The sequence below is a fragment of the Pseudarthrobacter sp. RHLT1-30-1 genome (assembly GCF_059383415.1).
Genome location: NZ_JBWZCG010000009.1, coordinates 1 through 25862 on the forward strand (window position 1 = coordinate 1; position 25862 = coordinate 25862).

General features: G+C 68.4%; 21 protein-coding genes. 8 read left to right on the forward strand and 13 right to left on the reverse strand.

The window, feature by feature from the left end:
- From AC50YM_RS08410 to AC50YM_RS08435, 6 genes are all read left to right on the forward strand, one after another.
- On the forward strand, window positions 1-1701 hold a 1701-nt coding region (locus AC50YM_RS08410; protein ID WP_494956515.1), incomplete at its 5' end, for an aconitate hydratase.
- Between the two features lie 231 nt (window positions 1702-1932).
- The gene (gene dxs, locus AC50YM_RS08415) at window positions 1933-3906 is read left to right on the forward strand and encodes a 1-deoxy-D-xylulose-5-phosphate synthase (RefSeq protein WP_494956516.1); all 1974 of its coding nucleotides are present in this window, start codon (window positions 1933-1935) and stop codon (window positions 3904-3906) included.
- The gene (locus tag AC50YM_RS08420) at window positions 3903-4448 is read left to right on the forward strand and encodes a DUF402 domain-containing protein (RefSeq protein ID WP_494956517.1); all 546 of its coding nucleotides are present in this window, start codon (window positions 3903-3905) and stop codon (window positions 4446-4448) included. The genes dxs and AC50YM_RS08420 overlap by 4 nt, the downstream gene beginning before the upstream one ends.
- Window positions 4445-5002: a hypothetical protein gene (locus AC50YM_RS08425; RefSeq protein ID WP_494956518.1), complete on the forward strand. Its 558-nt coding sequence runs from the start codon at window positions 4445-4447 to the stop codon at window positions 5000-5002. Before AC50YM_RS08420 ends, AC50YM_RS08425 begins: the two co-directional genes overlap by 4 nt.
- 68 nt (window positions 5003-5070) lie before the next feature.
- A complete protein-coding gene (locus AC50YM_RS08430; protein WP_494894115.1) occupies window positions 5071-5289 on the forward strand; it encodes a helix-hairpin-helix domain-containing protein in 219 nt (72 codons plus the stop codon).
- Window positions 5290-5341: 52 nt separating this feature from the next.
- Entirely contained in the window at window positions 5342-6169 is an 828-nt protein-coding gene (locus AC50YM_RS08435) for a PaaX family transcriptional regulator (protein WP_494956519.1), read from the forward strand.
- 31 nt (window positions 6170-6200) lie between these two features.
- On the opposite strand, the gene AC50YM_RS08440 is transcribed toward AC50YM_RS08435, so the two are convergent.
- The 4 genes from AC50YM_RS08440 to AC50YM_RS08455 form a co-directional block, all read right to left on the reverse strand.
- Entirely contained in the window at window positions 6201-7874 is a 1674-nt protein-coding gene (locus AC50YM_RS08440) for a (2,3-dihydroxybenzoyl)adenylate synthase (RefSeq protein WP_494956520.1), read from the reverse strand.
- Window positions 7871-9907: an acetate--CoA ligase family protein gene (locus AC50YM_RS08445; protein WP_494956521.1), complete on the reverse strand. Its 2037-nt coding sequence runs from the start codon at window positions 9905-9907 to the stop codon at window positions 7871-7873. The genes AC50YM_RS08440 and AC50YM_RS08445 overlap by 4 nt, the downstream gene beginning before the upstream one ends.
- Window positions 9900-11474, reverse strand: coding sequence for an FAD-dependent monooxygenase (locus AC50YM_RS08450; protein WP_494956522.1), 1575 nt, complete (start codon window positions 11472-11474; stop codon window positions 9900-9902). Before AC50YM_RS08450 ends, AC50YM_RS08445 begins: the two co-directional genes overlap by 8 nt.
- Before the next feature lie 89 nt (window positions 11475-11563).
- Entirely contained in the window at window positions 11564-12397 is an 834-nt protein-coding gene (locus AC50YM_RS08455; RefSeq protein ID WP_494956523.1) for a PaaX family transcriptional regulator, read from the reverse strand.
- A 164-nt stretch (window positions 12398-12561) separates the two neighbouring features.
- Between AC50YM_RS08455 and AC50YM_RS08460 the strand changes: the two genes are divergently transcribed.
- Together AC50YM_RS08460 and AC50YM_RS08465 are read left to right on the forward strand one after the other, a co-directional pair.
- Window positions 12562-13911: an MFS transporter gene (locus AC50YM_RS08460; RefSeq protein ID WP_494956524.1), complete on the forward strand. Its 1350-nt coding sequence runs from the start codon at window positions 12562-12564 to the stop codon at window positions 13909-13911.
- Window positions 13912-14087: 176 nt separating this feature from the next.
- Window positions 14088-15065 carry an aldo/keto reductase gene (locus tag AC50YM_RS08465; RefSeq protein WP_494956525.1) on the forward strand — a complete coding sequence of 326 codons (978 nt, stop codon included), beginning with the start codon at window positions 14088-14090 and terminating at the stop codon, window positions 15063-15065.
- Between the two features lie 99 nt (window positions 15066-15164).
- On the opposite strand, the gene AC50YM_RS08470 is transcribed toward AC50YM_RS08465, so the two are convergent.
- From AC50YM_RS08470 to AC50YM_RS08510, 9 genes are all read right to left on the reverse strand, one after another.
- On the reverse strand, window positions 15165-17345 hold the full coding sequence (locus AC50YM_RS08470; protein WP_494956526.1) for a 3-hydroxyacyl-CoA dehydrogenase NAD-binding domain-containing protein: 2181 nt from the start codon (window positions 17343-17345) through the stop codon (window positions 15165-15167).
- Window positions 17342-18616 (reverse strand): thiolase family protein, encoded by a 1275-nt coding sequence (locus tag AC50YM_RS08475; RefSeq protein ID WP_494956616.1) that lies wholly within the window; start codon window positions 18614-18616, stop codon window positions 17342-17344. The genes AC50YM_RS08470 and AC50YM_RS08475 overlap by 4 nt, the downstream gene beginning before the upstream one ends.
- Window positions 18617-18890: 274 nt before the next feature.
- A complete protein-coding gene (locus tag AC50YM_RS08480; RefSeq protein ID WP_494956527.1) occupies window positions 18891-20321 on the reverse strand; it encodes an HRDC domain-containing protein in 1431 nt (476 codons plus the stop codon).
- Window positions 20322-20419: 98 nt separating this feature from the next.
- Complete coding sequence (locus AC50YM_RS08485; RefSeq protein WP_494956617.1) at window positions 20420-21067, reverse strand: DUF3000 domain-containing protein; 648 nt, start codon at window positions 21065-21067, stop codon at window positions 20420-20422.
- A gap of 101 nt (window positions 21068-21168) precedes the next feature.
- Window positions 21169-22257 carry a threonine aldolase family protein gene (locus AC50YM_RS08490; protein ID WP_494956618.1) on the reverse strand — a complete coding sequence of 363 codons (1089 nt, stop codon included), beginning with the start codon at window positions 22255-22257 and terminating at the stop codon, window positions 21169-21171.
- Window positions 22258-22326: 69 nt separating this feature from the next.
- Window positions 22327-23106, reverse strand: a complete 780-nt coding sequence (locus AC50YM_RS08495) for an SDR family NAD(P)-dependent oxidoreductase (protein ID WP_494956528.1) — start codon at window positions 23104-23106, stop codon at window positions 22327-22329.
- The gene (locus AC50YM_RS08500; RefSeq protein ID WP_494956529.1) at window positions 23103-24509 is read right to left on the reverse strand and encodes a DUF6421 family protein; all 1407 of its coding nucleotides are present in this window, start codon (window positions 24507-24509) and stop codon (window positions 23103-23105) included. Before AC50YM_RS08500 ends, AC50YM_RS08495 begins: the two co-directional genes overlap by 4 nt.
- A 324-nt stretch (window positions 24510-24833) precedes the next feature.
- Complete coding sequence (gene msrB / locus AC50YM_RS08505) at window positions 24834-25349, reverse strand: peptide-methionine (R)-S-oxide reductase MsrB (protein WP_494956530.1); 516 nt, start codon at window positions 25347-25349, stop codon at window positions 24834-24836.
- Between the two features lie 14 nt (window positions 25350-25363).
- Entirely contained in the window at window positions 25364-25852 is a 489-nt protein-coding gene (locus tag AC50YM_RS08510; protein ID WP_494956531.1) for a hypothetical protein, read from the reverse strand.
- Window positions 25853-25862 lie beyond the last annotated feature (10 nt).

Here is a 25862-nt window from a genome sequence, read left to right on the forward strand (position 1 = left end):
GGCCCGAAGCGCCCGCAGGACCGCATCATCCTCACGGAGTCCAAGGACCAGTTCCGCCAGGACCTGCGCAACTACGTGAAGGAAGAACTGGTCGGCGGCAGCGTGGACGAGGCAATCGACGAGAGCTTCCCCGCGTCCGACGCACCGTCCTTCACCGGTTCCGCCAGCCACCTGACCGACGAGGCCCCGCACGCGCACGGCCCGGCGTCGGACGGCCGGCAGTCCAACCCGGTGAGCGTCAAAACCGCGGACGGCCGCGAGTTCGAACTGGACCACGGCGCGGTATCCATCGCCTCGATCACGTCCTGCACGAACACGTCCAACCCGTCCGTGATGCTGGCCGCCGCACTGCTGGCCCGCAACGCCGTCGACAAGGGCCTGACCTCGAAGCCGTGGGTCAAGACCTCCGTGGCACCGGGATCCAAGGTTGTCACCGACTACTACAACAAGTCGGGCCTGACCCCGTACCTGGAGAAGCTCGGCTTCTACATCGTCGGCTACGGCTGCGCCACCTGCATCGGCAACTCCGGCCCGCTCGACGCCGAAATTTCCGAGGCCATCCAGGCCAACGACCTTTCCGTCACCGCCGTGCTGTCCGGTAACCGCAACTTCGAGGGCCGGATCAACCCGGACGTGAAGATGAACTACCTGGCCTCCCCGCCGCTGGTCATCGCTTACGCCCTGGCCGGAACCATGGACTTCGATTTCGAAGCCGACGCCCTGGGCCAGGACGAGGCCGGCAACGACATCTTCCTGAAGGACATCTGGCCGAACCCGGTCGAGGTCCAGCAGGTCATCGATTCCTCGATCGACAAGGAAATGTTCGCCCGCGGCTACGAGGGCGTCTTCGAAGGCGACGACCGCTGGAAGGCCCTCTCCACCCCGGCCGGCGACACCTTCGCCTGGGATCCGAAGTCCACCTACGTCCGGAAGCCGCCGTACTTCGACGGCATGAAGGCGCAGCCGGACCCCGTCACGGACATCACCGGCGCGCGCGTGCTGTTGAAGCTGGGCGATTCGGTCACCACGGACCACATCTCACCGGCAGGTTCCTTCAAGTCGGACACCCCGGCGGGACAGTACCTGCTGGCCAACGGCGTGGAGCGCAAGGATTTCAACTCCTATGGCTCCCGCCGTGGCAACCACGAGGTCATGATCCGCGGAACGTTCGCGAACATCCGGATCAAGAACCAGCTGCTGGACAACGTCGAGGGTGGCTTCACCCGCGACTTCTCCCAGCCGGACGGCCCGCAGGCCTACGTCTACGATGCCGCGCAGAACTACCAGGCCGCCGGCACCCCGCTGGTCGTCCTCGCCGGCAAGGAATACGGCTCCGGCTCGTCCCGTGACTGGGCAGCCAAGGGCACCGCACTGCTGGGCGTCAAGGCGGTTGTGGCCGAAAGCTACGAGCGCATCCACCGCTCCAACCTGATCGGCATGGGTGTCCTGCCGCTGCAGTACCCGGCCGGCCAGAACGCTGCCAGCCTCGGGCTGACCGGCACGGAAACCTTCGCGGTTGAGGGCGTCACCGCCCTGAACGAAGGCACCACGCCGAAGACGCTCAAGGTCACCGCCACCGCCGAAGACGGCACTGTCACGTCCTTCGATGCGGTCCTGCGCATCGATACCCCGGGCGAGGCAGACTACTACCGCAACGGCGGCATCCTGCAGTACGTGCTGCGCCAGATCTCCGCTAGCTAGCGGAGGACTCTTCCCGCCAGGGAAGAGTTACCAGGCGTGAAGGCCCCGGCCGGTCCCTGACCGACCGGGGCCTTTTGCGTGCCGGACGCGCGCCGGGCGTGTGCGGCCAGCACGCCGGAAGCGTGCCGAATACGTGCAATGCTGCGTGCCGGACGCGACGCGTTCCGGCGCGGGTACCATTCCGGAGGCGTTAGAGTTAATAGGCATGTCTACCACCCGAAGGAGGGGCCGTTGGGAATCTTGGACACCATCCGGAATCCGCAGGACCTGAGCAAGTTGTCCGAGGCGCAGCTGGATCAGCTGGCAGCGGAGGTCAGGGAGTTCCTGATCGGCAACGTCTCCCAGACGGGCGGACACCTGGGCCCTAACCTCGGCGTCGTCGAACTCACCATCGCGGTCCACCGGATCTTCGATTCCCCCCGGGACAGCATTGTCTTTGACACCGGCCACCAGTCTTATGTGCACAAGCTCCTCACCGGGCGCCAGGATTTCAGTACCCTGCGGCAGCAGGGCGGTATGTCCGGCTACCCGGCCCGGGCCGAATCCGAGCACGACATCGTCGAAAGCTCGCACGCCTCCTCCTCGCTGTCCTGGGCGGACGGGATCTCCCGTGCCCGGCAACTGACCGGCGACGGCGACCGCTACGTCATCGCCGTCGTGGGTGACGGCGCCCTGACCGGCGGGATGGCCTGGGAGGCCATCAACAACATCGCCGCGGACAAAAAGCGCCGGGTCGTGATCGTCGTGAACGACAACGGCCGCTCCTACGCCCCGACCGTGGGCGGTTTCGCGGACTACCTCGCCTCGCTGCGCCCCACGATCGACTCCTTCCGCGCCGCCCCCGCCTACGAAGGCACCCTGGACTGGTGGCGCCGGAAGCTGCAGAACGGCGGACCCGCGGGCCAGTTCACCTACCGCAGCCTGCATGCCATGAAGAAGGGCGTCAAGGACTGGTGGGCCCCGCAGGGCATGTTCGAGGACCTGGGCATGAAGTACATCGGCCCCGTGGACGGCCATGACCTGCAGGCCATGGAGCACGCCCTGTCCACCGCGAAAAACTACGCCGGTCCCGTGATTGTCCATGCCATGACCGAAAAGGGCCACGGTTACGCGCCCGCCCGGGCCCACGAAGCGGACCAGTTCCACGCCGTCGGGATCATCGACCCGGAAACCGGCGAACCCACCGAGGCCGGCGGCGCGAAGTCCTGGACCGCCGTCTTCGCCGATGAGATCGCCGACATCGCGGACGAACGCAAGGACATCGTCGGGATCACCGGCGCCATGCTCATCCCCGTCGGGCTGCACAAGTTCGCCGCGCGGCACCCGGAGCGGGTGTTCGACGTCGGCATCGCCGAACAGCACGCCCTCACCTCTGCCGCCGGCATGGCGTTCGGGGGACTGCACCCCGTCGTCGCGGTCTACGCGACGTTCCTGAACCGCGCCTTCGACCAACTGCTGATGGACGTCGCGCTGCATAAGGCCGGCGTCACCATTGTGCTGGACCGTGCCGGTGTCACCGGACCCGATGGCGCCAGCCACCACGGGATGTGGGACATGGCCATGGTCCAGATTGTTCCCGGGCTGCACCTCGCGGCGCCCCGCGACGCCACCCGGCTGCGCGAGGAACTGCGCGAAGCGGTCGCCATCGAGGACGCCCCCAGTGTGATCCGTTACTCCAAGGGCAGCGTGGGAGCCGAGGTCGAGGCCCTCGAACGGCTCAGCGACGGCGTGGATGTGCTGGCGCGCCGCCCGGCCGGCTCAAGCGAAAACGATGTGCTGATCGTCAGCGTCGGATCCATGTCCGAACTCGCGCTGGACGTGTCCAACCGGCTCGGCGCGCAGGGCATCAGTTCCACCGTCGTGGATCCCCGCTGGCTGCTGCCGGTCCGGAAGTCGATCATCGCCCTCGCCTCCCACCACCGCCTTGTCATCTGCATCGAGGACGGCGTCCGCGCCGGCGGCGTCGGGTCCCGGATCCGCCAGGAAATGCGGGCCGCCGGCGTTGACACCGCACTCAACGAGGTCGGCCTCCCGGTGGAGTTCCTGGACCACGGGTCCCGCAAGCAGGTGCTGGAGCGGGTCGGTTTGACCGCGCAGCAGATCACCCACGATGTGGTGGCGCAGGTCCTGGGGACCAAGGTCCCGTTCGCACGGCCGCTCCCTGGCCAGTCGCACCCCAGCACGGGCAGCCTGCCGATTCTGTGAGGATCCCCGATGGACTGGCACCGGGAGACCTCGTGGTCTCCCGGAACCGGAAATGGAACGGCAAGGCCCACTGGGTGGTGCCCGGAACCTATCTGGGCGAGGACGCCCACGGCTGGTGGATTTTCCAGGGCACCAACGAGTTCTGCTCCCGCCCGGGTGCGGCGTTCTACGCAGAATCCGACGCCGTGCTGCTGGTCCCGCGCTCCGGCGAGTACGTGGCCACTTTTTACGACGAGGCCCATCCGGCGGGCGTCCAGGTCTACGTGGATCTCGCGACCGGCCACGGCTGGACAACGATCCGGCCGGGCGTCACCGAGTTCCACCTGGTCGACATGGACCTGGATGTGATCCGGACCGTGGACCGCGGCGTGTACGTGGACGATGAGGACGAGTTCGCGGAGCACCGGATCGAGATGGACTACCCCGCAGCCGTGGTGGACCGGATCAGGGCGGCGTCGGACGAGCTTTACCAGGCCGTGAAGGCACAACAGCCACCGTTCGACGGCGCAGACCGCGAATGGTTCAAGAGAGGACGGGCATGAGCGGTATTATCCGGGTTTACAAACGCAACGACGAAGGGGTCCTTGAATTCAGGGAGGGCTGGTTTGACGAGGATTACAGCCAGTTCGTGATGAACCACGGAGTCGTTGGGCACCAGAGCAAAACCGATGAGACCGACGTCGCCGATGCGGCAGCCGCCGAAGGGCTGATGGACGCCTTCGCCGTGCAGTGCGCCGAAGACGGCTTTGCCGAAATCCCCGAGGACGAGCAGTTCTGGGTCGTGGCCCAGTACGCCCTGAAGACCAAAGACGGAACGGACCGCGACCGCTACCTCGAGGAAAAGGCCAAGGATGCGCTGATCAGCCACCTGGCCTGGCGCGGGCTCGGCATCGTGGACCGCTCCGAGTTCTCCGATTCCAAGCTCAACATTTTCATCCTCACCCCGGACGTCAATAAGGCAGTCAACGCGGTCAAGGTCTGCATCCGCGGCGAAGATCTCGATTTCACCAAACTGAGCATCGGCGCCGCAGCCTTCGGCGAGACGTCCTTCAAGCTCAAGCATTCCCCGAAGCCTGCAAACAGCTTCACCCTGTAGTTCCAAGGCTGTTCCACCTGCACCGTTCACATCATTTTTTTGGGGACCCAGACTGGAAGGTATTCCGTATGGCACCGCAATCCGTTGAACCAGGCCGGACCCCGCTGCCCCGGGGGATCGCAGCCCCCGCCCGCCGGGCGCTCGCCCACGCCGGAGTCGAGACCCTCGAGCAGGTGGTGGCGCTTGGCGGCCGGGCGCTCGGCCGGATGCACGGCATGGGCCCGCGGACCCTGGCGCAGCTCGAGGATGCCCTGGACGAACACGGGCTGGAACTGCCCGCAGGATAGGCGCCCTGCGGGTTAGGCTACGGATGCCACCAACCGGAAGGGCCTTGCGTCCATGAAGCCCCGTTCCATCATCCTCGACTTGTTCGGGGACTACCTCCGCTACGCGGGCGCCGAAATCAAGCTCGGCGACATGACCAGCCTCCTTGCGGTCTTCGGCGTGGAGCCCGCCACCGTGCGCGTCAGCATGTCCCGGCTGAAGAAGGAAGGCTGGTTCACGACCCGCCGGCAGCAGCGCGAGACTGTCTATGAACTGACGGAGAAGATGCTCCACGTCCTGAACGAAGGGCGGGTGCGGATCTTCGACCGGCGGCAGGTGTCCTGGCAGGGCCGGTGGACCATGGTGATCTACCAGGTGCCCGAAACGGAAAGGTCCCTGCGGGAGCAGCTCCGCAAGGACCTTTCCTGGCACGGCTTCGGCCAGCTGTCCACCTCGACCTGGGTGGCCCCCCATGACCTCCTCGACGCGGCCCACCAACTCGCCGCCGACTACCCGTCCGCCACCGTCGACGTTCTGTGGTGCGGGACCGGGGATCCGGACGCGGACCGCAACCTGGCGGCGCGCTGCTGGGACCTTTCGCAGCTCACCGCCGACTACAAGCGCTTCATCGCCAGCTACTCGCCCCTCAATGACCCCGCCGCCAATGCCGCCAAACCGGGCAGCCAGGCCCTGGCCGAACGGATCCAGCTGATTTCGGACTTCCGGCGCTTCCCGTTCCGGGACCCGTTCCTTCCCGCCGAACTGCAGCCCGCAGACTGGCCGGGCGACGCTGCCTTCACGCTCTTCGAGCAAATCCACCGGCAGCTCGCCGGGCCTTCGAACGCGTTCGTCTCGGACCTCATCGGGCGCGAGATCCACATCGACTCGCCCGTCGTCAGCTAGGACGCCGGGCGAGTCGACAGCGGCCGACCAGCTAGCCGGCGTGGACCCCGGTGCCGGCAAGGCGCCGGGCAATGTCGGCCCGCAGGTCCTTCTTGTTGATCTTGCCCACCTTGGTGACCGGGAGCTCATCGACTACCACCAGGCGCTCCGGGATCTTGAACGCTGCCACGCCGGTCTCCCGCAGGAGCTCCTGGATGTGTTCCAGCGTGACTTCAGTTCCCGGCTTCACCGTGATGTAGAGGCAGAGCCGTTCACCAAGGACGGGGTCGGGCATGGAGACCGCGGCCGCCATCGTGACATCCTCGATCCGGTAGACCAGGCTCTCGATCTCCTCAGCCGAGATCTTCTCGCCGCCGCGGTTGATCATGTCCTTGTCGCGGCCCTGGACAATCAGGTTTCCGTCCGGACGGCGCTCGACGATGTCGCCGCTGGCATACCACCCGTCGGGAGTGAACGCGCGGGCATTGGCGTCCGGCGCACGGTAGTAGCCCCGCGGCGTATACGGTCCGCGGGTCAGGATGGAGCCGGGAACGCCGTCGGGAAGATCCACGCCGGCTTCGTCCACGATCCGGACCTCGTCAGCCTCGGACACGGGACGGCCCTGGGTGGTGCAGATAACCTCTTCGGGATCGTCCAGCCGGGTGGTATTGATCAGGCCCTCCGCCATCCCGAAGACCTGTTGCAGGGTGGCGCCGAGGACGGGCTGCACCTTGTGTGCGATTTCGTCCGGCAGCCGGGAGCCGCCGACCTGCAGCACTTCGAGGCTGGCGAGCTGCCCGGAACCGGTCTCCTGCGCGTATTCGATCCAGCGCTGGGCCACGGCGGGGACAGCAGTGGACAGCGTGACCCGTTCACGTTCAATGGTGGCGAACGCCCTCCGCGGCTCGGGGCTGGGCAACATCACGACCCGGCCGCCGGCGTACAGGATGCCGAGGATGCCAGGGCACGCCAGCGGAAAGTTGTGGCTCGCCGGCAGCGTGCCCAGGTAGACGGTGTCCTCGGTGACTGCCGTGACGCGGGAGGTTTCCCTGATGTTGTAGGCGTAGTCGTTGTGCGTCCGGGTGATGAGTTTGGGCAGGCCGGTGGTGCCGCCGGAGAGGAGGAACAGGGCCGGGCTGTCCGCTGAAGGTGCCGCCGCATCCAGCCGTGCGCGGGCAGCCGCGACCTCGGTTCCGGGGGCGAGGATGTCCTCGAGCCGGGGGTTGCCGGGATTCGCCGCGCCGGACACCAGGATGAGCTCGAGTGAGGGGACCGTGGCAGCAAGCTCCTCGGCCAGTCCCTGGTGGTCAAAGTCCTTGATGGCGTCCGGAACGGCGATCGCCCGGGCCTCGGAGAGCCCGGTCAGGAAGGACAGCTCGTACTTGCGGTGGGCCGGAAGGGCCATCACCGGGATGATGCCGGCCCGGAAGCAGGCCAGGGTAAGCACCGTGAACTGCCAGCCGTTGGGCAGCTGGACCATGATCCGGTCGTCGGCTTTCAACCCCAGCTGCAGCAGCCGTTCGGCGGCCGCATCCACGCGGTTGGCGAGTTCGGCGTAGCTCAGCCGGGCGTCGCCGTCGACGACGGCGGTCTTCTCCGGCAGCCGGTCCGCCGCGTCGAGCAGGTAGGCGCCCAGCGGGCGGTCTTCCCAGTAGCCTTTGTGGCGGAACCCGGCCGCGAGGTCTGCCGGCCAGGCGACGGTGCCTTCACTTGTGTGGCTGGTCATTGAATGTCCTCCTCGACATTGAGCACGACTGCATCCAGCGCCACGAGACCGTGGTGGGTCAGGCGCAGGGGGTTGATTTCGATTTCGGCTATCTCCTCATTGGAGCACAAAGCGTCACCGAGCCGGGCCAGGATGACGGCCAGTTCGGTGGTCTGCAGCACCGGTCCGGAGCGGAACCCGTACAGCAGTTCACGGGCGGCCAGCTCGCCGGGCATACCCTCGGCAACGCGGACCGACAGCGGCGCGGAGCGGATGGAGATGTCGGCGAAAACTTCAGCGGCCGTCCCGCCCAGGCCAAGGACGATGATCGGGCCGAAGACCGGGTCGCGGCGTGCGCCGACCACCAGGTCGACGCCGGCCGCCGCCATCGATTCGAGCAGGAATTCGCGGGCGCCGGCGGCTTCGAGTCCATCGAGCGCACGGTCCAGGGCCGCAGGGGAGTCCACGCCGAGGTAGACCCCGCCAATGTCCGTCTTGTGCAGCACGGCGGCGTCGAGCAGTTTGACCGCAACCGGGCCGCCGAGTTCCGCGAGGGCCTCGTGGGCAGCGTCACGGGTACCGCAGCGCCGGCGCGGCGGCGTGGCGACGCCCAGGGCGCCGAGGAGGTCCTTGGACCGGACCTCATCCCACGGGCCCCGCAGTTCCGGCCACGGACAGGTTCGGGCGGGAGCCTGTGCCCGCTGGAACTGCCCGCGCGCGTCCTCCACCAGGGCGGTGATGCCGTGGGCGAGGGCGGTTGGTCCGCTGATCAGGGGCAGTCCGTGCTGCCGGGCGGATTTTGCGGCGCGTTCCAGGTCGCTGTCCGGGCCGTCCACGCCGATCAGGATCGGCATGGTTCCGGCGGCGCCGGAGGCGGCCACGGACGCCGGGAGGTCCGCGACCGGCTCGGTCAGCCCGTAGACCGCGACGACGTCGATGGACGGGTCGGCGGCCACGGCAGCCACGATCTTCTCGTAGCCGGGGCCGGGACGGCCGGTGTCCACGGGGTTGGCCTGGAACGTCAGCGGCGGCAGCAGCGCACCGATGGTGTCCTGGCTGGCCGGGGCCAGGCGGGGGAGGGCCACGCCGGCGCTGTGCAGCGCATCGGCGATCAGCAGCCCGGGCCCGGCCTGTCCGGTGATGAGTCCGACACCGGGGTCGGCGGCCGGGGCAAGCCGTTGTCCGGCCAGGGCGGTGACGGCGGCAACCAGCTGGTTTTCGTCGTCGACGATCACGGCGCCGGCCTGCTTCAGGACCGCCCGGGTAGTGCGCCAGGACGTGGCCAGGGCGCCGGTGTGCGACTGGGCGAACTCGGAGACGTCGTTGCGGCCGACAACCAGGGCGACCACCGGCTTGACGGCACTCAGCCGGGCGACCGCGTCGACCAGTGCCGGGCCGTCGGCGACGGTTTCCAGGTGCAGCGCCACCGCCTTGGTGTGCGGATCGGAGATCACGTAGTCCAGGACGTCGGGTGCGGTGATGTCCGTGCCCGCACCGATGCCCACGGCGAGGCTGACGCCCACCCCGGCCCGCTGCAGGTGGAAGGCGAGGACGTGGTTGACGCCGCCGCTGGCTGCCACGACGGCGACCGGGCCGGGCTCCAGGGTGGCGACGCCGGGCACGAAGCTGGCGCGCAGGCTCCGGTGCGGGACGAAGAAGCCGGAGGTGTTGGGGCCGAGCAGGCGGATCCCGGTGTCCCGGACGGCGTCCGCGACCTGGCGGGCGAACTCGACGCCGGGGCCGCCGGCTTCGGCGAAGCCGCCGGCGCAGACGAGGGCGGCGGTGGCCCCGGCGGCGGCGCTGTCGCGCAGCGCCCGGGCGGTGGCGGCGGCCGGCACACACAGCACGGCCAGGTCCAGGGCGCCGGGGATGGAAGCTGCGGCGTCGGCGATGCTGGCGTGCATGCCGGTCCCGCCGCGGCCGTTCACCAGCGCCAGCGGAGCCGGGTAACTGGAGAGCGACTGGGACATGACGGCGCCGAGTTTCTCCGGGCTGGCGGAGGCGCCGACGACGATGATGCCGCGGGGCGCGAAGAGCGGGTCCAGGCTATGCATCGGTTGTCTCCCGGGCTGCGGTGGCCACGGCGTCGGTCCGGCCGGACAGCACCTGGGTCAGGGCGGACACGGCGTCGCGGTCGTCCACGACGACGCTGGTGAGGCCCCGGCCGAGCCGGACTTCCTCGGAGAGCAGGGTGCGGGTGAACGGCGTTCCGCCCTGGATGACGACGGCGGCAGCGCGGGCCGGCAGCTCCCGGAAGGACGCTGCGAGGCCCTCCTCGCTGTCGGGGGCGGTGACCAGCAGGCCGGTTGTGTCGCCGGCGGCGGCCGGGTCGGTGGTCAGCGCGATGCTGCCGCCCGGCCCGCTCAGGGCCGGCTTTCCGCCGTCGTGCGTCAGGGACAGCAGCCGTCCGGTGAACCGGACGCTGCCGGCGGTCAGCGGGGTGTCCAGCGGCTCGGCGCCGTGGCGCTGCAGCCAGTCGGCCTCGACGGCGGCGACCAGGCCGGCGTCGCGCTGGCGGATCTTGTCGATGTCAATGCTGCGGGAGAAGAAGTGGAAGGTGAACTGGGTGGGTTCGAAGGAGTCGTAGTACCGGGCGAAGTGTTCCCACCAGCTCAGGCCGCCGCGGGCCTGGTTCTGGATCTTGGCGACCTGCGGCTGGCGCTCGGCCTCGTAGTTGGTGAAGGCGAGCTCGAGGTCATCCTGGTGGCCGGCGATTTCGCGGACCAGGGAAATCGCGTCCTCCATCGCCATCTTCGTGCCGGACCCGACCGAGAAGTGCGCGGTGTGGACCGCGTCGCCGAGCAGGACCACGTTGCCCTTGTGCCAGGAGCGGGTGCGGCGGGTGCGGAAATTGGCCCAGCGGGAGTTGTTGGCCACGAGCGGTTCGCCGGCGATATCCTCGGCGAAGAGCTTCTCAAGGAACCGCTGGGTCTTCAGGTCGGACGGCCCCGGAGGCTGGCTGACATCGAATTCGTCGAGCCCGGCGCGGCGCCAGGTGTCTTCGTCGGTTTCGACGATGAAGGTGCTGAGCTCATCGCTGATCGGGTAGCCGTGGACTGCGAAGTTGCCGAATTCGCTCTTGCGGTGGACAAAGGTCATGCCCTTGAACCGGTGGCTGGTGCCGAACCAGATGAACTTGGCCGTGGCGGTTTCCGCGGTGTGGCCCAGGCCCTCGCCGAGCTGCTCGCGGGTCGAGGAGTTGGCGCCGTCCGCGCCGACGATCACGTCAAAGCCTTCGAGGGCGGCCAGGTCGGGTACGTACTCGCCAAAGCGCAGGTCGACGCCGGCGTCCGTTGCGCGGTCCTGCATCAGCTGGAGCAGGGTTTTGCGGTTGATGGCGGCCATGCCGTTGCCGGTGAAGGACTTCTGTTCGCCTTTGAGCCAGACCTCGATGTCGTCCCAGTGTGTTCCGTAGTCCCGAAGGCCGTTCAGGACGACGGGATCGGCGTCGTTGATCCGGCGCAGCGTTGCGTCGGAGAAGACGACACCGAAGCCGAAGGCGTCCTTGGCCTGGTTGCGCTCAAAGAGCACCACGTCGGCGTCGGGAACGGTCTGCTTGAACAAAGTTGAGAAGAACAGTCCGCCGGGACCGCCGCCAATGCAGGCTACGCGAAGTGCCATCGATGCCACCTTCTAGAGATTTGGGGGAGGACGTGTGCTACGTCTCAGAACCATTATGTTGCTATAAATTGTGGAACGTCAAGTTTTTGTTACATGTAGAGCGTCGCGGGCAGCTGGAGTGGCTTTCCGATCACGTCCGCCACGTAGGCGTTTGCCTGCGGGCCGAGCTGCTCGTGGACGCGCCGGAAGAGGCTGAAGGCCGCCGGCGCCGGCCAGTTCTCCGGCTGCAGTGGTTCCGGCAGCTCGGGATCCCGGAAGGGGAAGCGCCGGAAATCGTTGATCAGCCGGGTGCGTTCCACCAGGGCCTGGCGTCCGTCCTTGTTCAGGTTTCCCTGCACATCGTCCAGCTGTCCATAGCTGCTGAGGAAGGCCCGGTAGTCCCGGCCGAGGGTTTCCAGGTCCCAGCACCGCAGGGCCAGGTCGCGGGCCGCGGCGGCGTCGTCCGAGCCGCACCAGAGGACATCAACCCGCGCGCACTCATGCCGGGCGCCGAGCTCCTTTGCCTCGACGGAGAGGTCGTGCGGAGCCAGCCAGGTCGAGGGGGAGAGCTGCCCGAAACCCGTCCAGGCCAGCTGTTTGCGGAGCTGTTCGCGGACGGCGCGGTCGGACTCCGGCACCTGGTAGATCACCATGGTCCAGCGGCCGGTCCACGGGTCCTGCCGGCGGCGGAAAATCCGCGCACGGCCCTCGGTGAGCACGTCCAGCATGCGGCCGCTGAGGGTATAGACCGTCTCCCGGCCGTCCTTCCGGGTGGAGAACCAGCCTTCCTTCCTGAGCCGCGACATGCTCACCCTGATGGTGGCCGGCTCCAGGCCGAAGGCGGTCATAAGTTCAGTCAGCTCGCCGAGCTTGGCCTCGCCGCCGGCGTAACGGAGATAGTCGCCGAAAAGGTTCAGGACGAGTGAACGCGGGGTCTCCGCCATATGGACTCCTGGGCTTCGGGAACGAGATGTAACAAATAACTTGACGAACAACAGGACTATGTTACATTGAATTGTGGGTTGCATCACACACCCACCACTTTCCTGCTTCCCCTCCCGCACCCATCAGCCGCCACAAAGCAGTGGCGTAACCGCTTGGAGTTCCCATGCTTGGTCAATCCCCGCCCGCTGTATCCCGCCCTCGGAAATCCGCTGCCGCCGTCATCTTCCTGTGCTTCGTTGCCATTGTTTTTGACGGCTATGACCTCGTGGTTTACGGGGCGATCGTCCCCAAGCTGCTGGCCTACCAGGACTGGGGCCTGACCCCGGTCCAGACCGGCGCCATCGGCAGCTACGCGCTGGCGGGAATGTTCATCGGCGCCATCCTGATCGGCTACCTTACCGACATCCTCGGCCGCCGGCGGGTCCTGATGGGCTCCATCGCCTTCTTCTCGCTCCTGATGCTGCTCACCGCCTGGGCGCCCACGCAGGAACTCTTCGGCACCTTCCGCTTCCTGGCGGGACTCGGCCTCGGCGGCGTCATTCCGACGGCGATCGCCCTCACCGTCGAGTTCTCCAAGTCCCACCGGCGGAACTTCAACAACGCCCTGATGTTCTCGGGCTACGCCGTGGGCGGCATCATGGCGGCACTGCTGGCCCTGGCCCTGATGTCGTCCATCGGCTTCCGCGGCATGCTCGCCATCGGCGGCCTTCCCCTGGTCCTCGTCCTGCCGTTCCTGTTCAGGTTCCTGCCGGAGTCTCCCGCCTTCCTGGCCGCCCGCGGACGCCGCGCCGAGGCTGAAGTACTGATCGCCGACTATGGCCTGGAACCGCTGGCGCCGGCCGTGGCCGACAGCGTCCGGCTCAAGGAGCACGGCCGGTTCCGGACCCTGCTCACCGGCCGGCTGCTGGCTGCCACCGTGCTGTTCTCGCTGGCAGGGATCTGCGGCCAGATCCTCGTCTACGGACTGAACACCTGGCTCCCGCAGCTGATGGTGCTCGCCAACTACTCCCTCGCCTCCTCCCTGAGCTTCCTGCTCACCGTGAACATCGGGGCCGTCGTCGGCGTCATCGTTTCCTCCCGGCTGGCGGACAAGTTCGGGCCCCGCATCATCACCGCGGTTTCCTTCGTCTGCTCCGGGACCGCGCTGCTCATCATGGGTTCGGGCATCGCGCCGCTTCCGGCGATGTACCTGCTGGTGGCCGTGGTCGGCTTCGGTTCCGTCGGGGCGCAGATCCTGATCAACGGCTTCGTGGCGACCTACTATTCGGCAGCGACGCGTGCCACGGCCCTGGGTATCACGCTGGGTGTGGGACGCATCGGCGCCGTCCTCGCCATCTCCGGCGGCGGGGTTTTGGTCGCGGCATCGCTGGGTAACTTCGTCAACTTCTCCATCTGGGCCATTGCCGCCGCCGTCGGCGTCGTGGCGGTCCTCGCCGTTCCGGCAGCCAGGACGGCCGGACCCGTTCCCGCCGCCCAGGACAGCACGGCCGACGTCGTCGAGCCGGTGCGCTGACCCGTTACGTACGTCGGGTTCCCGGTCGCCCCGAAGCGACACCTGCCCCCGTCACCGCTGCAGCGGTGACGGGGGCAGTCCTGTGTCCGGCCGCTATCCGCCATCCGCCGGTGGGGGCGGAGGGCGGCGTGCGGGCCTGCCCGGGAGCCGCGGCCGGCCGTTATAGGCTGAATCCCATGACTGAATACCGCCGCGTAGGAAATTCCGGACTGACCGTCTCCGTCGTCGGGCTGGGCTGCAACAACCTGGGCCGGGCCAATACGGCGACCGAGTCGCAGCAGGGCACCGACGCCGTCGTGCATGCCGCCCTCGACGCCGGAATCACCTTCTTCGACGTCGCCGACGCGTACGGCCGGGAGCGCGGCCTCAGCGAGACAATGCTGGGCAAGGCCCTGCAGGGCCGCCGCGACGACGCCGTCATCGGCACCAAGTTCGGCATGGACATGAGCGGCGCCAACGGCAACGACTTCGGCGCCCGCGGCTCCCGCCGCTACATCATCAAGGCCGCGGAAGCCTCGCTGCGCCGGCTCGGGACGGACTGGATCGACCTCTACCAGTTCCACACCCCCGACCCGCTTACCCCGATCGAGGAAACCCTCGCCGCCCTGGACGAGCTCGTCACCAGCGGCAAGGTCCGCTACATCGGCCACTCCAACCGGGCCGGCTGGCAGATCGCCGAAGCCGAATTCGTGGCCCGCGCCCGCGGCGGAGCCCGCTTCGTCTCCAGCCAGAACCACTACAACCTGCTGGACCGCCGCGCCGAACTCGAGGTCACGCCCGCCGCCGAAGCCTACGGCCTGGGCGTGCTGCCGTACTTTCCGCTCGCCAACGGGCTGCTGACCGGCAAATATGCCAAGGACACCGCTCCTGAGGGCTCGCGCCTCAGCCACACCCGCACCAACCTGGTCCACGACGCCGACTGGGACCAGCTGGCAGGCTTCAGCGCCTTCGCCGCCGAGCGGGGCCTGAACGAGATCCAGGTGGCGTTCTCCTGGCTCGCGGCCCAGCCCTCGGTCAGCAGCGTCATCGCCGGCGCCACCCGGCCCGAACAGGTCCGGCAGAACGCCGCAGCGGTCGCTTGGATCCCCAGCGCCGCGGACCTTGCCGAACTCGACGGGCTGTTCCCGCGCACGCCGAAGGTCGCCCTGTTCTAGTCCGGGCCCTGACCGCCGGACCGCACCCTGACACGGCGGCGCCGCCGCCCGCACCCGGGCCCAAGTGCGGACAGCGGCGCCAGCCGATGCCAGGATTGCTCAGGCGGCGGGAGCGGACGCGGCGCCGGGCGCCAGGAACTTCCTGCCGGTGACCCGCTCGGAGGCGCCCACCCGGTCCAGGTACGGGGTGATGCCGCCGAGGAACATTGGCCAGCCCGCGCCGAGGATCATGCAGAGGTCGATGTCCTCCGGGCCTGCCACGACGCCTTCGTCCAGCATGAGTCCGATTTCCTCGGCCAGGGCGTCCTGCGTGCGGCGCAGCACCTCCTCGCCGGTGGAGGGTGTGGTGCCAAAGGACAGCAGCGCCAGGGTTTCGGCGGGGATGAACGGTTTGCCGTCCGGGCCCGTTTCCGGCGCCCCGTTCTGCAGGGCCCAGATGGATTTCACGCCGTTGTCGATGAGCTTCTGCAGGTTCTGCGAGACGGTGAAACGGTCCGGGAACGCCGCATGCAGGGATTCCTGGACATGCTGGGCCACCGGCAGCCCCACCATGGCGCCCAGCACAAACGGCGTCATCGGCAGGCCCATCGGGCGCAGCGCGTTGTCCGCGACTTCGGCGGGGGTGCCCTCGTCGAACGCTGCCGTCACTTCGCCCATCAGGCGCAGCAGGAGGCGGTTGACCACGAACGCGGGGGCATCCTTGACCAGCACGGCGGACTTCTTGAGCCCCTTGGCGAGCTCGAACGCGGTGGCGAGCACGGCGTCGTCGGTCTTCGGCGCGCGCACGATCTCCAGCAGCGGCATCACGGCCACGGGGTTGAAGAAGTGGAAGCCGACCAGGCGCTCCGGACGCTCCAGGTCTTCGGCCATCTCCGTGACGGACAGCGAGGAGGTGTTGGTGGCGAGGATGCACTCGGGCGAAACGATGGCCTCGACCTCTTTGAAGACCTGCTTCTTGACGTTGAGCTCCTCGAAGACCGCCTCGATGACGAAGTCGGCGTCGGCGAAGGCTTCCTTGGACACCGATCCCGTGACCAGCGCCCGGGTCCGGTGGGCGGCGTCGGGGCTGATCCGGCCCTTTGACAGCAGCTTGTCCACCTCGGCGTGCACGTAGCCCACGCCCTTGTCCACGCGGGCCTGGTCGATGTCGGTCAGCACCACGGGCACCTTGAGCTGGCGGGCGAAAAGCAGGGCGAGCTGGCCGGCCATCAGACCGGCGCCCACGACGCCGATCTTGTTCACCGGGCGTGCCAGCTTGCGGTCCGGGGCGCCGGCGGGGCGCTTGGACCGGCGCTGCACGAGGTCCAGGAAGGCGTAGACGGTGGAGCGGAACTCGTCGGTCTGCATCAGGTCCGCGAGCGTCTCGCATTCCAGTTCCGCGGACTGCGCCTGCGTCAGCGTGCGGTTGGCTTCCAGCACGTCCAGGACCTTGGCCGGCGCGGGGGAGGCGTTGGAGGTCTTTGCCTCCACGAAGGCCCGGCCGGCAGCGACGGCGGCGGCCCAGCGGGCCGCGACCTCCGGGGCGGCGGGATCGACGGCGTTGGCGCGGTCCGGGGTGACGGCGCCGGCGATGACCCGCGCGGCCCAGGCGACGGACTGCTCGACGAAGTCGGCCGGTTCGAACAGGGCGTCCGCGACGCCCAGCCCGAACGCCTGCGGCCCGGTGAGGGTGCGGTTGTTGCTGAGCGGGTTTTCAATCATCACCTTGACGGCGTTTTCCGGGCCGATCAGGCGCGGCAGGATGTATACGCCGCCCCAGCCCGGGATGAGGCCAAGGAACGCCTCGGGCAGGGCCAGCGCGCCGGCGCCGGTGGACACCGTGCGGTAGGTGGACTGCAGGGCGATCTCCAGCCCGCCGCCCAGGGCGAGGCCGTTGATGAAGGCGAAGCTGGGGACTCCCAGGTCTGCCAGGGTGCCGTAGACGTCGTGGCCCAGCTGGGCCATCCAGAGCCCGTGCTCGCGGCCGCTGATCGACTTGACCGTGGACAGGTCGGCGCCGGCGACCAGGAAGTAGGGCTTGCCGGTGACCCCGACCCCGACGATCTCGCCGCGGGCGGCGCGCTCCTTGAGTCCTTCCAGGACGGTGCCGAGTTCGACCAGCGTGTTCGGTCCCAGGGTGGTGGGCTTGGAGTGGTCCAGACCGTTGTCCAGCGTGACGAGGGCAAAGGTGCCGGGACTCTTGCCGTCAACCGCCGGCAGCTCGAAGTCCTGGACGTAGGAATGGGTGACCGTCTCGTTCGGGAAGAGATCGGCAAGCTTGCGGAAATCGGCGGCGCTCATGCTGCGGCTCCAGTCTCGGTAGTGGTGGCGGGGCCGGTCGTGGCCGGGGCGGCGGGCTGTACGGTGGAGTGGCCGGTGGCCGGGTCAAACGCGAGGCCGTAGTCGGCGTGGTGCGGGTTCTCCCAGATCACCGTGGCGCCCATGCCCAGCCCGATGCACATCGTGGTCATGCCGAAGCGGACCGCCGGGTCCTCCTCAAACTGGCGGGCCAGCTGGTTCATCAGCCGCACGCCGGACGACGCGAGCGGGTGCCCGACGGCGATTGCCCCGCCGTAGCGGTTGACCCGGGGGTCGTCGTCGGCGATGCCGAAATGGTCCAGGAAGCTGAGCACCTGCACGGCGAAGGCCTCGTTGATTTCGAACAGGCCGATGTCGTCGATGCCCAGACCCGCGTTCCGGAGGGCCTTTTCGGTGGCCGGCACCGGGCCGATGCCCATGACTTCGGGTTCGACGCCGGCGAAGGCGTAGCTGACCAGGCGCATCCTGACCGGCAGGCCAAGTTCCTCGGCGGCGTCGGCGGAGGCCAGCAGGGCGGCGGTGGCGCCGTCGTTGAGCCCGGCGGCGTTGCCGGCGGTGACCCGGCCGTGCGCGCGGAACGGGGTCTTCAGCGCGGCGAGGTCCGCCGCCGACGTGCCCGGGCGCGGCGGCTCGTCCACCGCGTTCACGGTCCAGCCCCGGCCCGGTTTCATCGTCGCGACCGGCACGAGGTCCGGCTGGATCTGCTCCCTGGCGTAGGCGGTGGCCAGTTTGTCCTGCGAAGCGACGGCGTAGGCATCCGTCCGGTCCTTGGTGATGGCGGGGAACCGGTCGTGCAGGTTTTCGGCGGTGTTGCCCATGTTCAGGGCGGCCGGGTCCACGATCCGTTCGGCCATAAAGCGCGGGTTGGGGTCCGCACCGGCACCCATCGGGTGGTTGCCCATGTGTTCCACGCCGCCGGCGATCACGACGTCGTAGGCGCCGAAGGCGATGCCGCTCGCCGTGGTGGTCACGGCCGTCATGGCGCCGGCGCACATCCGGTCGATTGCGAAGCCCGGCACGCTCCGGGGCAGTCCGGCCAGCAGGGCTGCGGTGCGGCCGATGGTCAGGCCCTGGTCGCCGGTTTGTGTCGTCGCGGCGATGGCGACTTCGTCGATCCGGTCGGCCGGCAGCGACGGGTTGCGGCGCATCAGTTCGCGGATGCACTTAACCACCAGGTCGTCGGCCCGCGTTCCGGCGTAGATGCCCTTCTCGCCGGCGCGGCCGAAGGGGGTACGGACGCCGTCGACGAACACGACCTCGCGGCTAGTGCGGGAATTCGCGCTGCTGAATTTGCGGCTGCTCTGTTCTTCGCTGCTGTAGTTTCTGCTGCTTGGTTGTCCGCTGCTGGGGGCTTCGCTCACGTGGTACTCCTCATTGAGACATGGGTGCCGGTTCCGTGCCCAGGACGCAAAAGTCAGGGCGGCACGGGGCCGGGCGACATCAGACAACATGTTACTCGTCAGTAACTTAGCTGGCAAGGTGTCCGCTGGCGCGCCGTCGTGGGGAGTTCCGCAGCCGGAGCGGCGGCTAGTGCGCCGTATCCGGTGCCGCCGGCGCGGCCAGCGTGCCGGCAGTTGCGGCCGGGCTCCCGGCCGTTGCGGCCACGGCGGCAGCTCCAGCTGCGTCAGGAACCGCCTTGGCTGCCTTGGCGGGCAACGGCTGCGGGTTCAGGAACGCGTTGGCGATCAGCGGTGCGACGAGTTCGATCTGCCACTGGCGGGCCCCGAGGTTCGCCAGTTCTTCGGCGATGCCTTCCTCGCTGGGCTCAACCGGCGGGCGCCAGCAGACGCGGCGGAGGTAATCCGGCGTCAGGAGGTTCTCCACCGGCATGTTCAGTTCCTCGGCCTTGGCCTGCAGCAGCGGCCGGGCGGTGGCGAGCCGGGCGGCGGCCTCCGGGTCCCGGTCGGCCCAGACGCGCGGCGGCGGCGGAGCGTTCGTGGGCAGGTGCAGCGGCGGGAGGTCCTCCAGGGACCGGGCGGTGCTGATGCAGCGCAGCCAGCGCGGCGCCTCACGCTGGGCGGCGCGGCCGTGGAAGCCCTTGGTGCCGAGCAGTTGCGGCACGGTGCCGGGCATGGCCTTGGCGGCGGCCACGAGGGAGGAGTCCGGGATCAACCGTCCGGGAGCGACGTCGCGTTTTTGTGCCAGCGAGTCGCGCTCGAGCCACAGTTCGCGCACCGCGGCCAGTTGGCGCCGGTCGCGGATCTGGTGCAGCCCGGAGGTTTTACGCCACGGGTCCACGCGGGGCGGCGCCTGGCCGGCCTCAAGGATGGCGGCGAATTCCTGTTCGGCGTAGTCCAGCTTGCCGTCGGCCACGAGCAGCTCGATGAGTTCCTCGCGCAGTTCGGTGAGGACCTCGACGTCGAGGGCGGCGTAGCGCAGCCAGGGCTCCGGCAGCGGCCGGGTGGACCAGTCGGCGGCCGAATGCTCCTTCGCCAGGCCAAAGCCCAGGAGCTGTTCGATCACTGCGGCGAGGCCCACGCGTGGGAGGCCGGCGAGCCGTGCGGCGAGTTCGGTGTCAAAGAGTTTGTCAGGCCACATGCCAAGTTCCGAGAGGCAGGGCAGGTCCTGGCTGGCCGCGTGCAGGATCCATTCGACGCCGCGCAGGGCCTCGTTGACGATGTCCAGGTTCCCGAAGGGTTCCGGATCGATCAGCCACGTGCCTGAGCCTTCGCGGCGGATCTGGACCAGGAAGGCGCGCTGGCCGTAGCGGAAACCGGAGGCGCGTTCCGCGTCCACCCCGGCGGGGCCGTGGCCGGCGGCGAGTGCAGCAGCGCAGCGTTCGAGGCCGGACTGGGTTTCAATGACGAGCGGCACGCCGTCGCGGGGGGCATCGAGGTCGATGACCTCGGGGACCAGGCTGTCGAAGCCGTCCACCGCGATGTGGGCTGTGGTGTCAGCGGCCTCTGGGTTGCTTTGGACGGCGCCGGCCGTGGTGATTTCCGGAATATGAGGGGTCATGATGACTTCAGTTTACCGACAACACGTTGCTGCAGGCCGCGCCGTCGCCAAAACGCGGCGGATGGCCCCGCTGGTGTTGTCCCCGGTCGGCTGCCATCTCAGGGCTGTCCGGGGCGCCAGCGCGGCAGTGGGGTGACGCCTTCCGGCAGCGGCGGGAGGCCGGCAAAGGTGCAGACCATATCGGACCAGGCTTCCAGATGGGAGGAGATGTCCGGAGTGGCCGGCGTCCAGGATGCCCGGAGCTCAATGTCGATGGAATTGGGCCGGTCCGCCAGCGTCCCGAAGCTTTCGGACAGCACGCGCGTCGCGGTGCCCCCGGCGGCGCGGTACGGTGCGGCGTGGTCCTCCAGCGCTTCGACGAGCCAGGTCCAGGCGACCGAGCCGAGCAACTCGTCGTTGCCCATTTCCGGCTCCAGCTGGGCGCGGATGTAGGTGACGACCCGGAATTCACCCTCCCAGACCGCCGACCCGTCGGGATCGTGCAGCAGAATGAAGCGGCCGGTGGCCAGTTCGATGTCCTCGCTTCCGGACGCCCGTGCCAGCGCAGCGGCTGCCGGGCCGTGGACAGCCGCGGGGGCCGGTTCGTTGGGGACGATGACTTCCGCCCCGAGCGCGACGGCGAACGGCGCCAGCCGCGCGGGTGCCGGGATCTCCTCGAGGCGCAGTTCACCGCGGGTTCGTGCTTGCCGCAGGGTTCCCAGGGCAAAGATAAAATCTGCCGGAACCTGATCGAGTGCGTTCACAATGGAAGGTTATGCAAGCGGCGCTCCCAAGCCCGGCAGGCTCGCCGCCGCTGCCCCGGCCGGCTTCCACCGGGCGCGGCGACGGCGGCCGTCCTGCCGCGGGGTCAGCCGGCAGCGAGTTCGCGCTTGATCGCGGCGATGAAGGAATCAATGTCAGCCTCGGTGGTGTCGAAGGAGCACATCCAGCGGACCTCGCGGGCCGCCTCGTTCCAGTCGTAGAACCGGAAGGACTCCCGCAGCCGGTCCGCCACGCCGGCCGGCAGGATCGCGAACACGCCGTTGGACTCGGTCTTCTGGCTCAGTTCGACGCCGGGGATGGATTCGACGCCGGCGCGAAGCCGGGACGCCATGGCGTTGGCGTGCGAGGCGGAGCGCAGCCACAGATCCCCTTCGAGCAGGGCGATGAACTGGGCGGACATAAACCGCATCTTGGAGGCCAGCTGCATGTTCATTTTGCGCAGGTAGACCAGCCCCTGGGCTGCCGCCGGGTTCAGTGCCACCACGACCTCCCCGAAGAGCAGCCCGTTCTTGGTGCCGCCGAAGGAGAGAATGTCCACACCGGCGTCGCGGGTGAAGGCCCGCAGCGGCACGTTCAGGTGGGCGGCGGCATTGGCCAGCCGGGCGCCGTCCATGTGCAGCTTCATGCCCTTGGAATGGACATGCTCCGCGATGGCCCGGACTTCCTCCGGCGTGTAACAGGTGCCGAGCTCGGTGGTCTGCGTGATGGACACGGCCAGCGGCTGGGCCCGGTGCTCGTCGCCCCAGCCCCAGGCTTCCCGGTCGATCAGCGCAGGCGTGAGTTTGCCGTCCTGGGTGGGAACCTGGAGCAGCTTGATGCCGCCGATCCGCTCCGGCGCACCGTTCTCGTCCATGTTGATGTGGGCGGTGGAAGCGCAGACGACGGCGCCCCAGCGTGGCAGCAGGGACTGCAGGGAGAGCACGTTGGCGCCGGTGCCGTTGAAGACCGGGAAGCATTCGATCCCCCCGCCGAAGTGCACTTCCATCAGCTGCTGCAGCCGGGCGGTGTAGTCGTCCTCGCCGTAGGAGACCTGATGGCCCTCGTTGGCGGCGGCCAGGGCTGCCAGCACTTCCGGGTGGACGCCCGAGTAGTTGTCCGAGGCGAAGCCGCGGACGGAGGGATCGTGGAGCCGCGCCGCCGTGCTGGCAGGGGCAGATTCAACTGTGCTTGTCATCGGTTTGCTCACGCTTTCAGTCTAAAGAGGTCCGGGGCCAAGTTCAGTGCCGGGCCGCAGGGCGCGGCTCTAGTTTCCGGCCCGGGGGGCCGGCAGAAGCCGCTGGCCGTTGAGTTCCGCCGCGGGGGAGCTGAACAACCCGACGGCGGCGGCGGCCAGGTCCTCCACGTCAGTAAATCCGGGGAAGCGGCGTTCCGGCGACTTCGCCCGCATGGCAGCATCGACGAGGGCTTTCACGACGAAGATCACGGCGGCGCTGCGCTGTTCCACCGGGTCCTGCTTGCGGCCGGCCTGGCCGGCGTGGAAGCCGTCGGCGACGGCGAGGGTCCAGGCTTCGGCGGCGGCCTTGGCGGCCACGTAGCTGGCGCCGCCCGCCGTCGGCTTGCCCACGGCGGTGGAGGAGACCATGGCGAAGCGCCCGGTGTCCGAGGCCGCCAGATCGTCGTAGAAGACCCGGGTGACGTTCCGCAGCGTGGTGATGGCGCCGCGTTCCAGGAACTCCCAGTCCTCGTCGCTCTGATCCGTGATGCCCTTGGCGCCACGCCAGCCGCCGACCAGGTGGATGACGCCGTCGACGGTCCCGCCAGTTTCTGATCCGGCAGTGTCCGACCCGGCGAGCCTGCGGTGGATTTCGGCGTGCAGTGAGCGGACGTCGGACAGGCTGGCGAGGTCGCAGACCAGCGGCGTGACGCCGCCGCCGGCTTCCGCTGCGGCCGACTCGATCCGGGGCCCGTCCGAGCCGACCGTGAACACGGTGTGCCCGGCGTTGGCGAGGGCGCGGGCGGCCGCGATCCCGGAAGGGCCGCTGCCGCCCGTGACCACCACGTTCAGAACGCGTCCGGCGTTCATCCGGCGTTCATGGCGTTGCTGGCCGTTTCGGCGGAGCCCGTGTCGGATGTTCCGGTGATGCCGGCCGTGGACTCGATCACGGCGCGCATCTTCTTTTCGAGTGCCTCGTAGAACATGGACAGCGGGAATTCGTCGTCGAGCACCTGGTCGGTGAGGCCGCGCGGCGGGCCGGCGAGGGGCAGCGCATCCGGACCCTTGGCCCAGAAGGAAGCCGGGTTGGGCGTCAGGGTGCCGGAGACCAGCTCATAGGCGGCCAGCCAGTGGGCCATCTTCGGACGGTCAATCGAGCGCCAGTAGAGCTCCTCGATCTTCGCGCCGAGTTCAACCACGACGTCGGCGGCTTCGTCCCAGTCGATGCTGAGCTTGCTGTCGGTCCAGTGCAGGACGTGGTGCTGGTGCATCCAGGCGAAAAGCAGCTGGCCGCCCAGGCCGTCGTAGTTGCGGACCCGGCTGCCGGTGATGGCGAAGCGGAAAATCCGGTCAAAGATGACGGCGTACTGGACAAGCTTGGCGTGCCGGCGCGCCTCCGGGTCGGCGTCCTCGTCCTTTTCGATCCTCACGGATTCGCGGAAGGCGGTCAGGTCGCAGCGGAGTTCCTCAAGGGAGTAAAGGAAATACGGCATGCGCTGCTTGATCATAAACGGGTCGAACGGCAGGTCCCCGCGCATGTGGGTGCGGTCGTGGATGAGGTCCCACATCACGAAGGTTTCCTGCGTGAGCTCCTGGTTCTCGAGCAGGGCGACCGCGTCGTCAGGGAGCTGCAGGGAGGTGATGTCCGCAGCCGCCCGGAGCACCCGGCGGAAGCGGGCAGCCTCGCGGTCGGCGAAGATGGCGCCCCAGGTGAAGGTGGGGGTGGTGCGTACCGCGACGGTTTCGGGGAACAGCACCGCGGAGTTGGTGTTGTAGCCGGGGGTGAAGTCGAGGAAGCGGATCGGGACGAAGAGCTTGTTGGAGTATTCGCCGCCCTCGAGGCCGGCGATGAACTCGGGCCAGATGACTTCGATCAGGACGGCTTCGACCAGGCGGTTGCTGCTGCCGTTCTGCGTGTACATCGGGAAGACCACCAGGTGCCGCAGGCCGTTCACCCGGTGCTGCTGCGGCTGGAACGCCTGCAGGGAGTCGAGGAAGTCGGGGACGCCGAAGCCGCCGTCTGCCCAGCGGCCGAAGTCGGTGACGAGCCGGGCGAGGTACTCGCCGTCGTGCGGGAAGGCCGGGGCGAGGGCGCTGATCGAGGCCGTGATGGTGCGGACATGTCCAGCGGCGGCATCGTGGTCGGCCGTCTCCGGGACGGAACCATCCTGGATCTGGAGTGCCTGCAGGGCGGTGGCAGCGGCCTTGAGCTCGAGCCACTCCGGAGAGCTGGCGGAGATCGGGGCAGTAGTGGTGAAAGCGGTGGTAGTCATCGTCAGCGGGCGCCTTTCTGTTTACTGGGAGCGTGGCTCGTCAGCTTCTATGCCGAGCGTAGCAAGCAAACAGAATCCCTAATGCAAAATTGGCCTGAGCATAAGAAAGTCTGTGGCAAGTGGGCCGTGCGGCCCGGCTCAGGTCCAGCGGCGGACGGGGTGCGCTGGCGGACCAGGTCTGGGTGGTGCGGCGGTTACCGGACGTCCGGCCACCCCACGGGGCGGCAAAAGACCCCCGCCGCGCCGCTGTTGCGGCTCCGGCGGGGGTCCCCGGCGGTGGCGGGTCGACGGCCGCTGCCCGGTCGGCTGCCCGCGAGCGTGCGGCTACTGGCCGGACTCGTCCGCGGAGACCAGCTTGAGTGAAACGGAATTGATGCAGAAACGCTGGTCGGTGGGCGTTCCGTAGCCTTCGCCTTCGAAGACGTGGCCAAGATGCGAATCGCAGGTGGCGCAGCGGACTTCGACGCGTTCCATACCCAGCGTACGGTCGTGGATGTACCGGACCGTGCCCTCCGCCAGCGGGGCCCAGAAGGAGGGCCAGCCGCAGTGAGAATCGAACTTCTCCTGGCTGGTAAACAGTTCGGTGCCACACGCGCGGCACTGATAGACACCAGCGGTATGGGTGTCCCAGTATTCGCCGGTGTAGGGCCGCTCGGTACCCGCCTGGCGGAGCACACGGTACTCCTCCGGCGTCAGTTCCTGGCGCCACTGTTCATCGGTCTTGGCCGCGGGCGCCCCTCCCTCCGGTCCGGAGACGCTTCCGGCGGCGGGGCCGGCCGTACTCTCGGTACCGGGGACCGTGACGGGGGAAACTTTGGGCCTGTTACTAAAGATGCTCATAGTCTCGATAACGCTCAGGAGTCCCCGATAAATCCCGATCCGGCGTACAGATGCAGGACCGGCAGGCCCAGTTTGTCCTGGGCCTTGGTGGCCCAGTCAGTGTGGAAAGTGTCCGCCACGGCGTGCGGGCGGGTGATCACCACCGCCTGCCCGGCACCGAGTTCCTTGACTCTGGTCACCATTCCGTCGACGGCCTTGCCCTCGACGATTTCGCCCGTGACGCCGCCGCCGAGTCCGGCGAGGGCGGCCAGCGAGGCGGACAGGGTCTCGGCGGCCTCCGCGCGTTCTTCGGCGGGGTCGGCGTGTGCCGTCAGTTCACGGAAGGCTTTGGAGATTTCCAGCAGGGAGAGGTTCTCCAGGAAATCGACCAGGAGGTGCCGTTCCGTGCTGGCCGGAACAAGGACCACCAGCGGTGCATCACCCCCGGCAAGCAGGGTTTCGATGTTGACGCGGTCGTCCGCACCCAGGGGCTCTTCTGTCAAAATGACGATTGGATCACTCATGCCCCCAGCC

Bases quoted from the DNA above. Each gene is read 5' to 3' on its own strand.
- AC50YM_RS08470 (WP_494956526.1), bottom strand. From the start codon at position 17,345: ATGAGCGCCGCCGATTTCCGCAAGCTTGCCGATCTCTTCCCGAACGAG.
- AC50YM_RS08445 (WP_494956521.1), bottom strand. From the start codon at position 9,907: ATGCATAGCCTGGACCCGCTCTTCGCGCCCCGCGGCATCATCGTCGTC.
- AC50YM_RS08510 (WP_494956531.1), bottom strand. From the start codon at position 25,852: ATGAGTGATCCAATCGTCATTTTGACAGAAGAGCCCCTGGGTGCGGAC.
- AC50YM_RS08500 (WP_494956529.1), bottom strand. From the start codon at position 24,509: ATGACTACCACCGCTTTCACCACTACTGCCCCGATCTCCGCCAGCTCT.
- AC50YM_RS08450 (WP_494956522.1), bottom strand. From the start codon at position 11,474: ATGGCACTTCGCGTAGCCTGCATTGGCGGCGGTCCCGGCGGACTGTTC.
- AC50YM_RS08455 (WP_494956523.1), bottom strand. From the start codon at position 12,397: ATGGCGGAGACCCCGCGTTCACTCGTCCTGAACCTTTTCGGCGACTAT.
- AC50YM_RS08490 (WP_494956618.1), bottom strand. From the start codon at position 22,257: ATGACAAGCACAGTTGAATCTGCCCCTGCCAGCACGGCGGCGCGGCTC.
- AC50YM_RS08425 (WP_494956518.1), top strand. From the start codon at position 4,445: ATGAGCGGTATTATCCGGGTTTACAAACGCAACGACGAAGGGGTCCTT.
- AC50YM_RS08430 (WP_494894115.1), top strand. From the start codon at position 5,071: ATGGCACCGCAATCCGTTGAACCAGGCCGGACCCCGCTGCCCCGGGGG.
- AC50YM_RS08440 (WP_494956520.1), bottom strand. From the start codon at position 7,874: ATGACCAGCCACACAAGTGAAGGCACCGTCGCCTGGCCGGCAGACCTC.
- AC50YM_RS08460 (WP_494956524.1), top strand. From the start codon at position 12,562: ATGCTTGGTCAATCCCCGCCCGCTGTATCCCGCCCTCGGAAATCCGCT.
- msrB (WP_494956530.1), bottom strand. From the start codon at position 25,349: ATGAGCATCTTTAGTAACAGGCCCAAAGTTTCCCCCGTCACGGTCCCC.
- AC50YM_RS08480 (WP_494956527.1), bottom strand. From the start codon at position 20,321: ATGACCCCTCATATTCCGGAAATCACCACGGCCGGCGCCGTCCAAAGC.
- AC50YM_RS08465 (WP_494956525.1), top strand. From the start codon at position 14,088: ATGACTGAATACCGCCGCGTAGGAAATTCCGGACTGACCGTCTCCGTC.
- AC50YM_RS08495 (WP_494956528.1), bottom strand. From the start codon at position 23,106: ATGAACGCCGGACGCGTTCTGAACGTGGTGGTCACGGGCGGCAGCGGC.
- AC50YM_RS08435 (WP_494956519.1), top strand. From the start codon at position 5,342: ATGAAGCCCCGTTCCATCATCCTCGACTTGTTCGGGGACTACCTCCGC.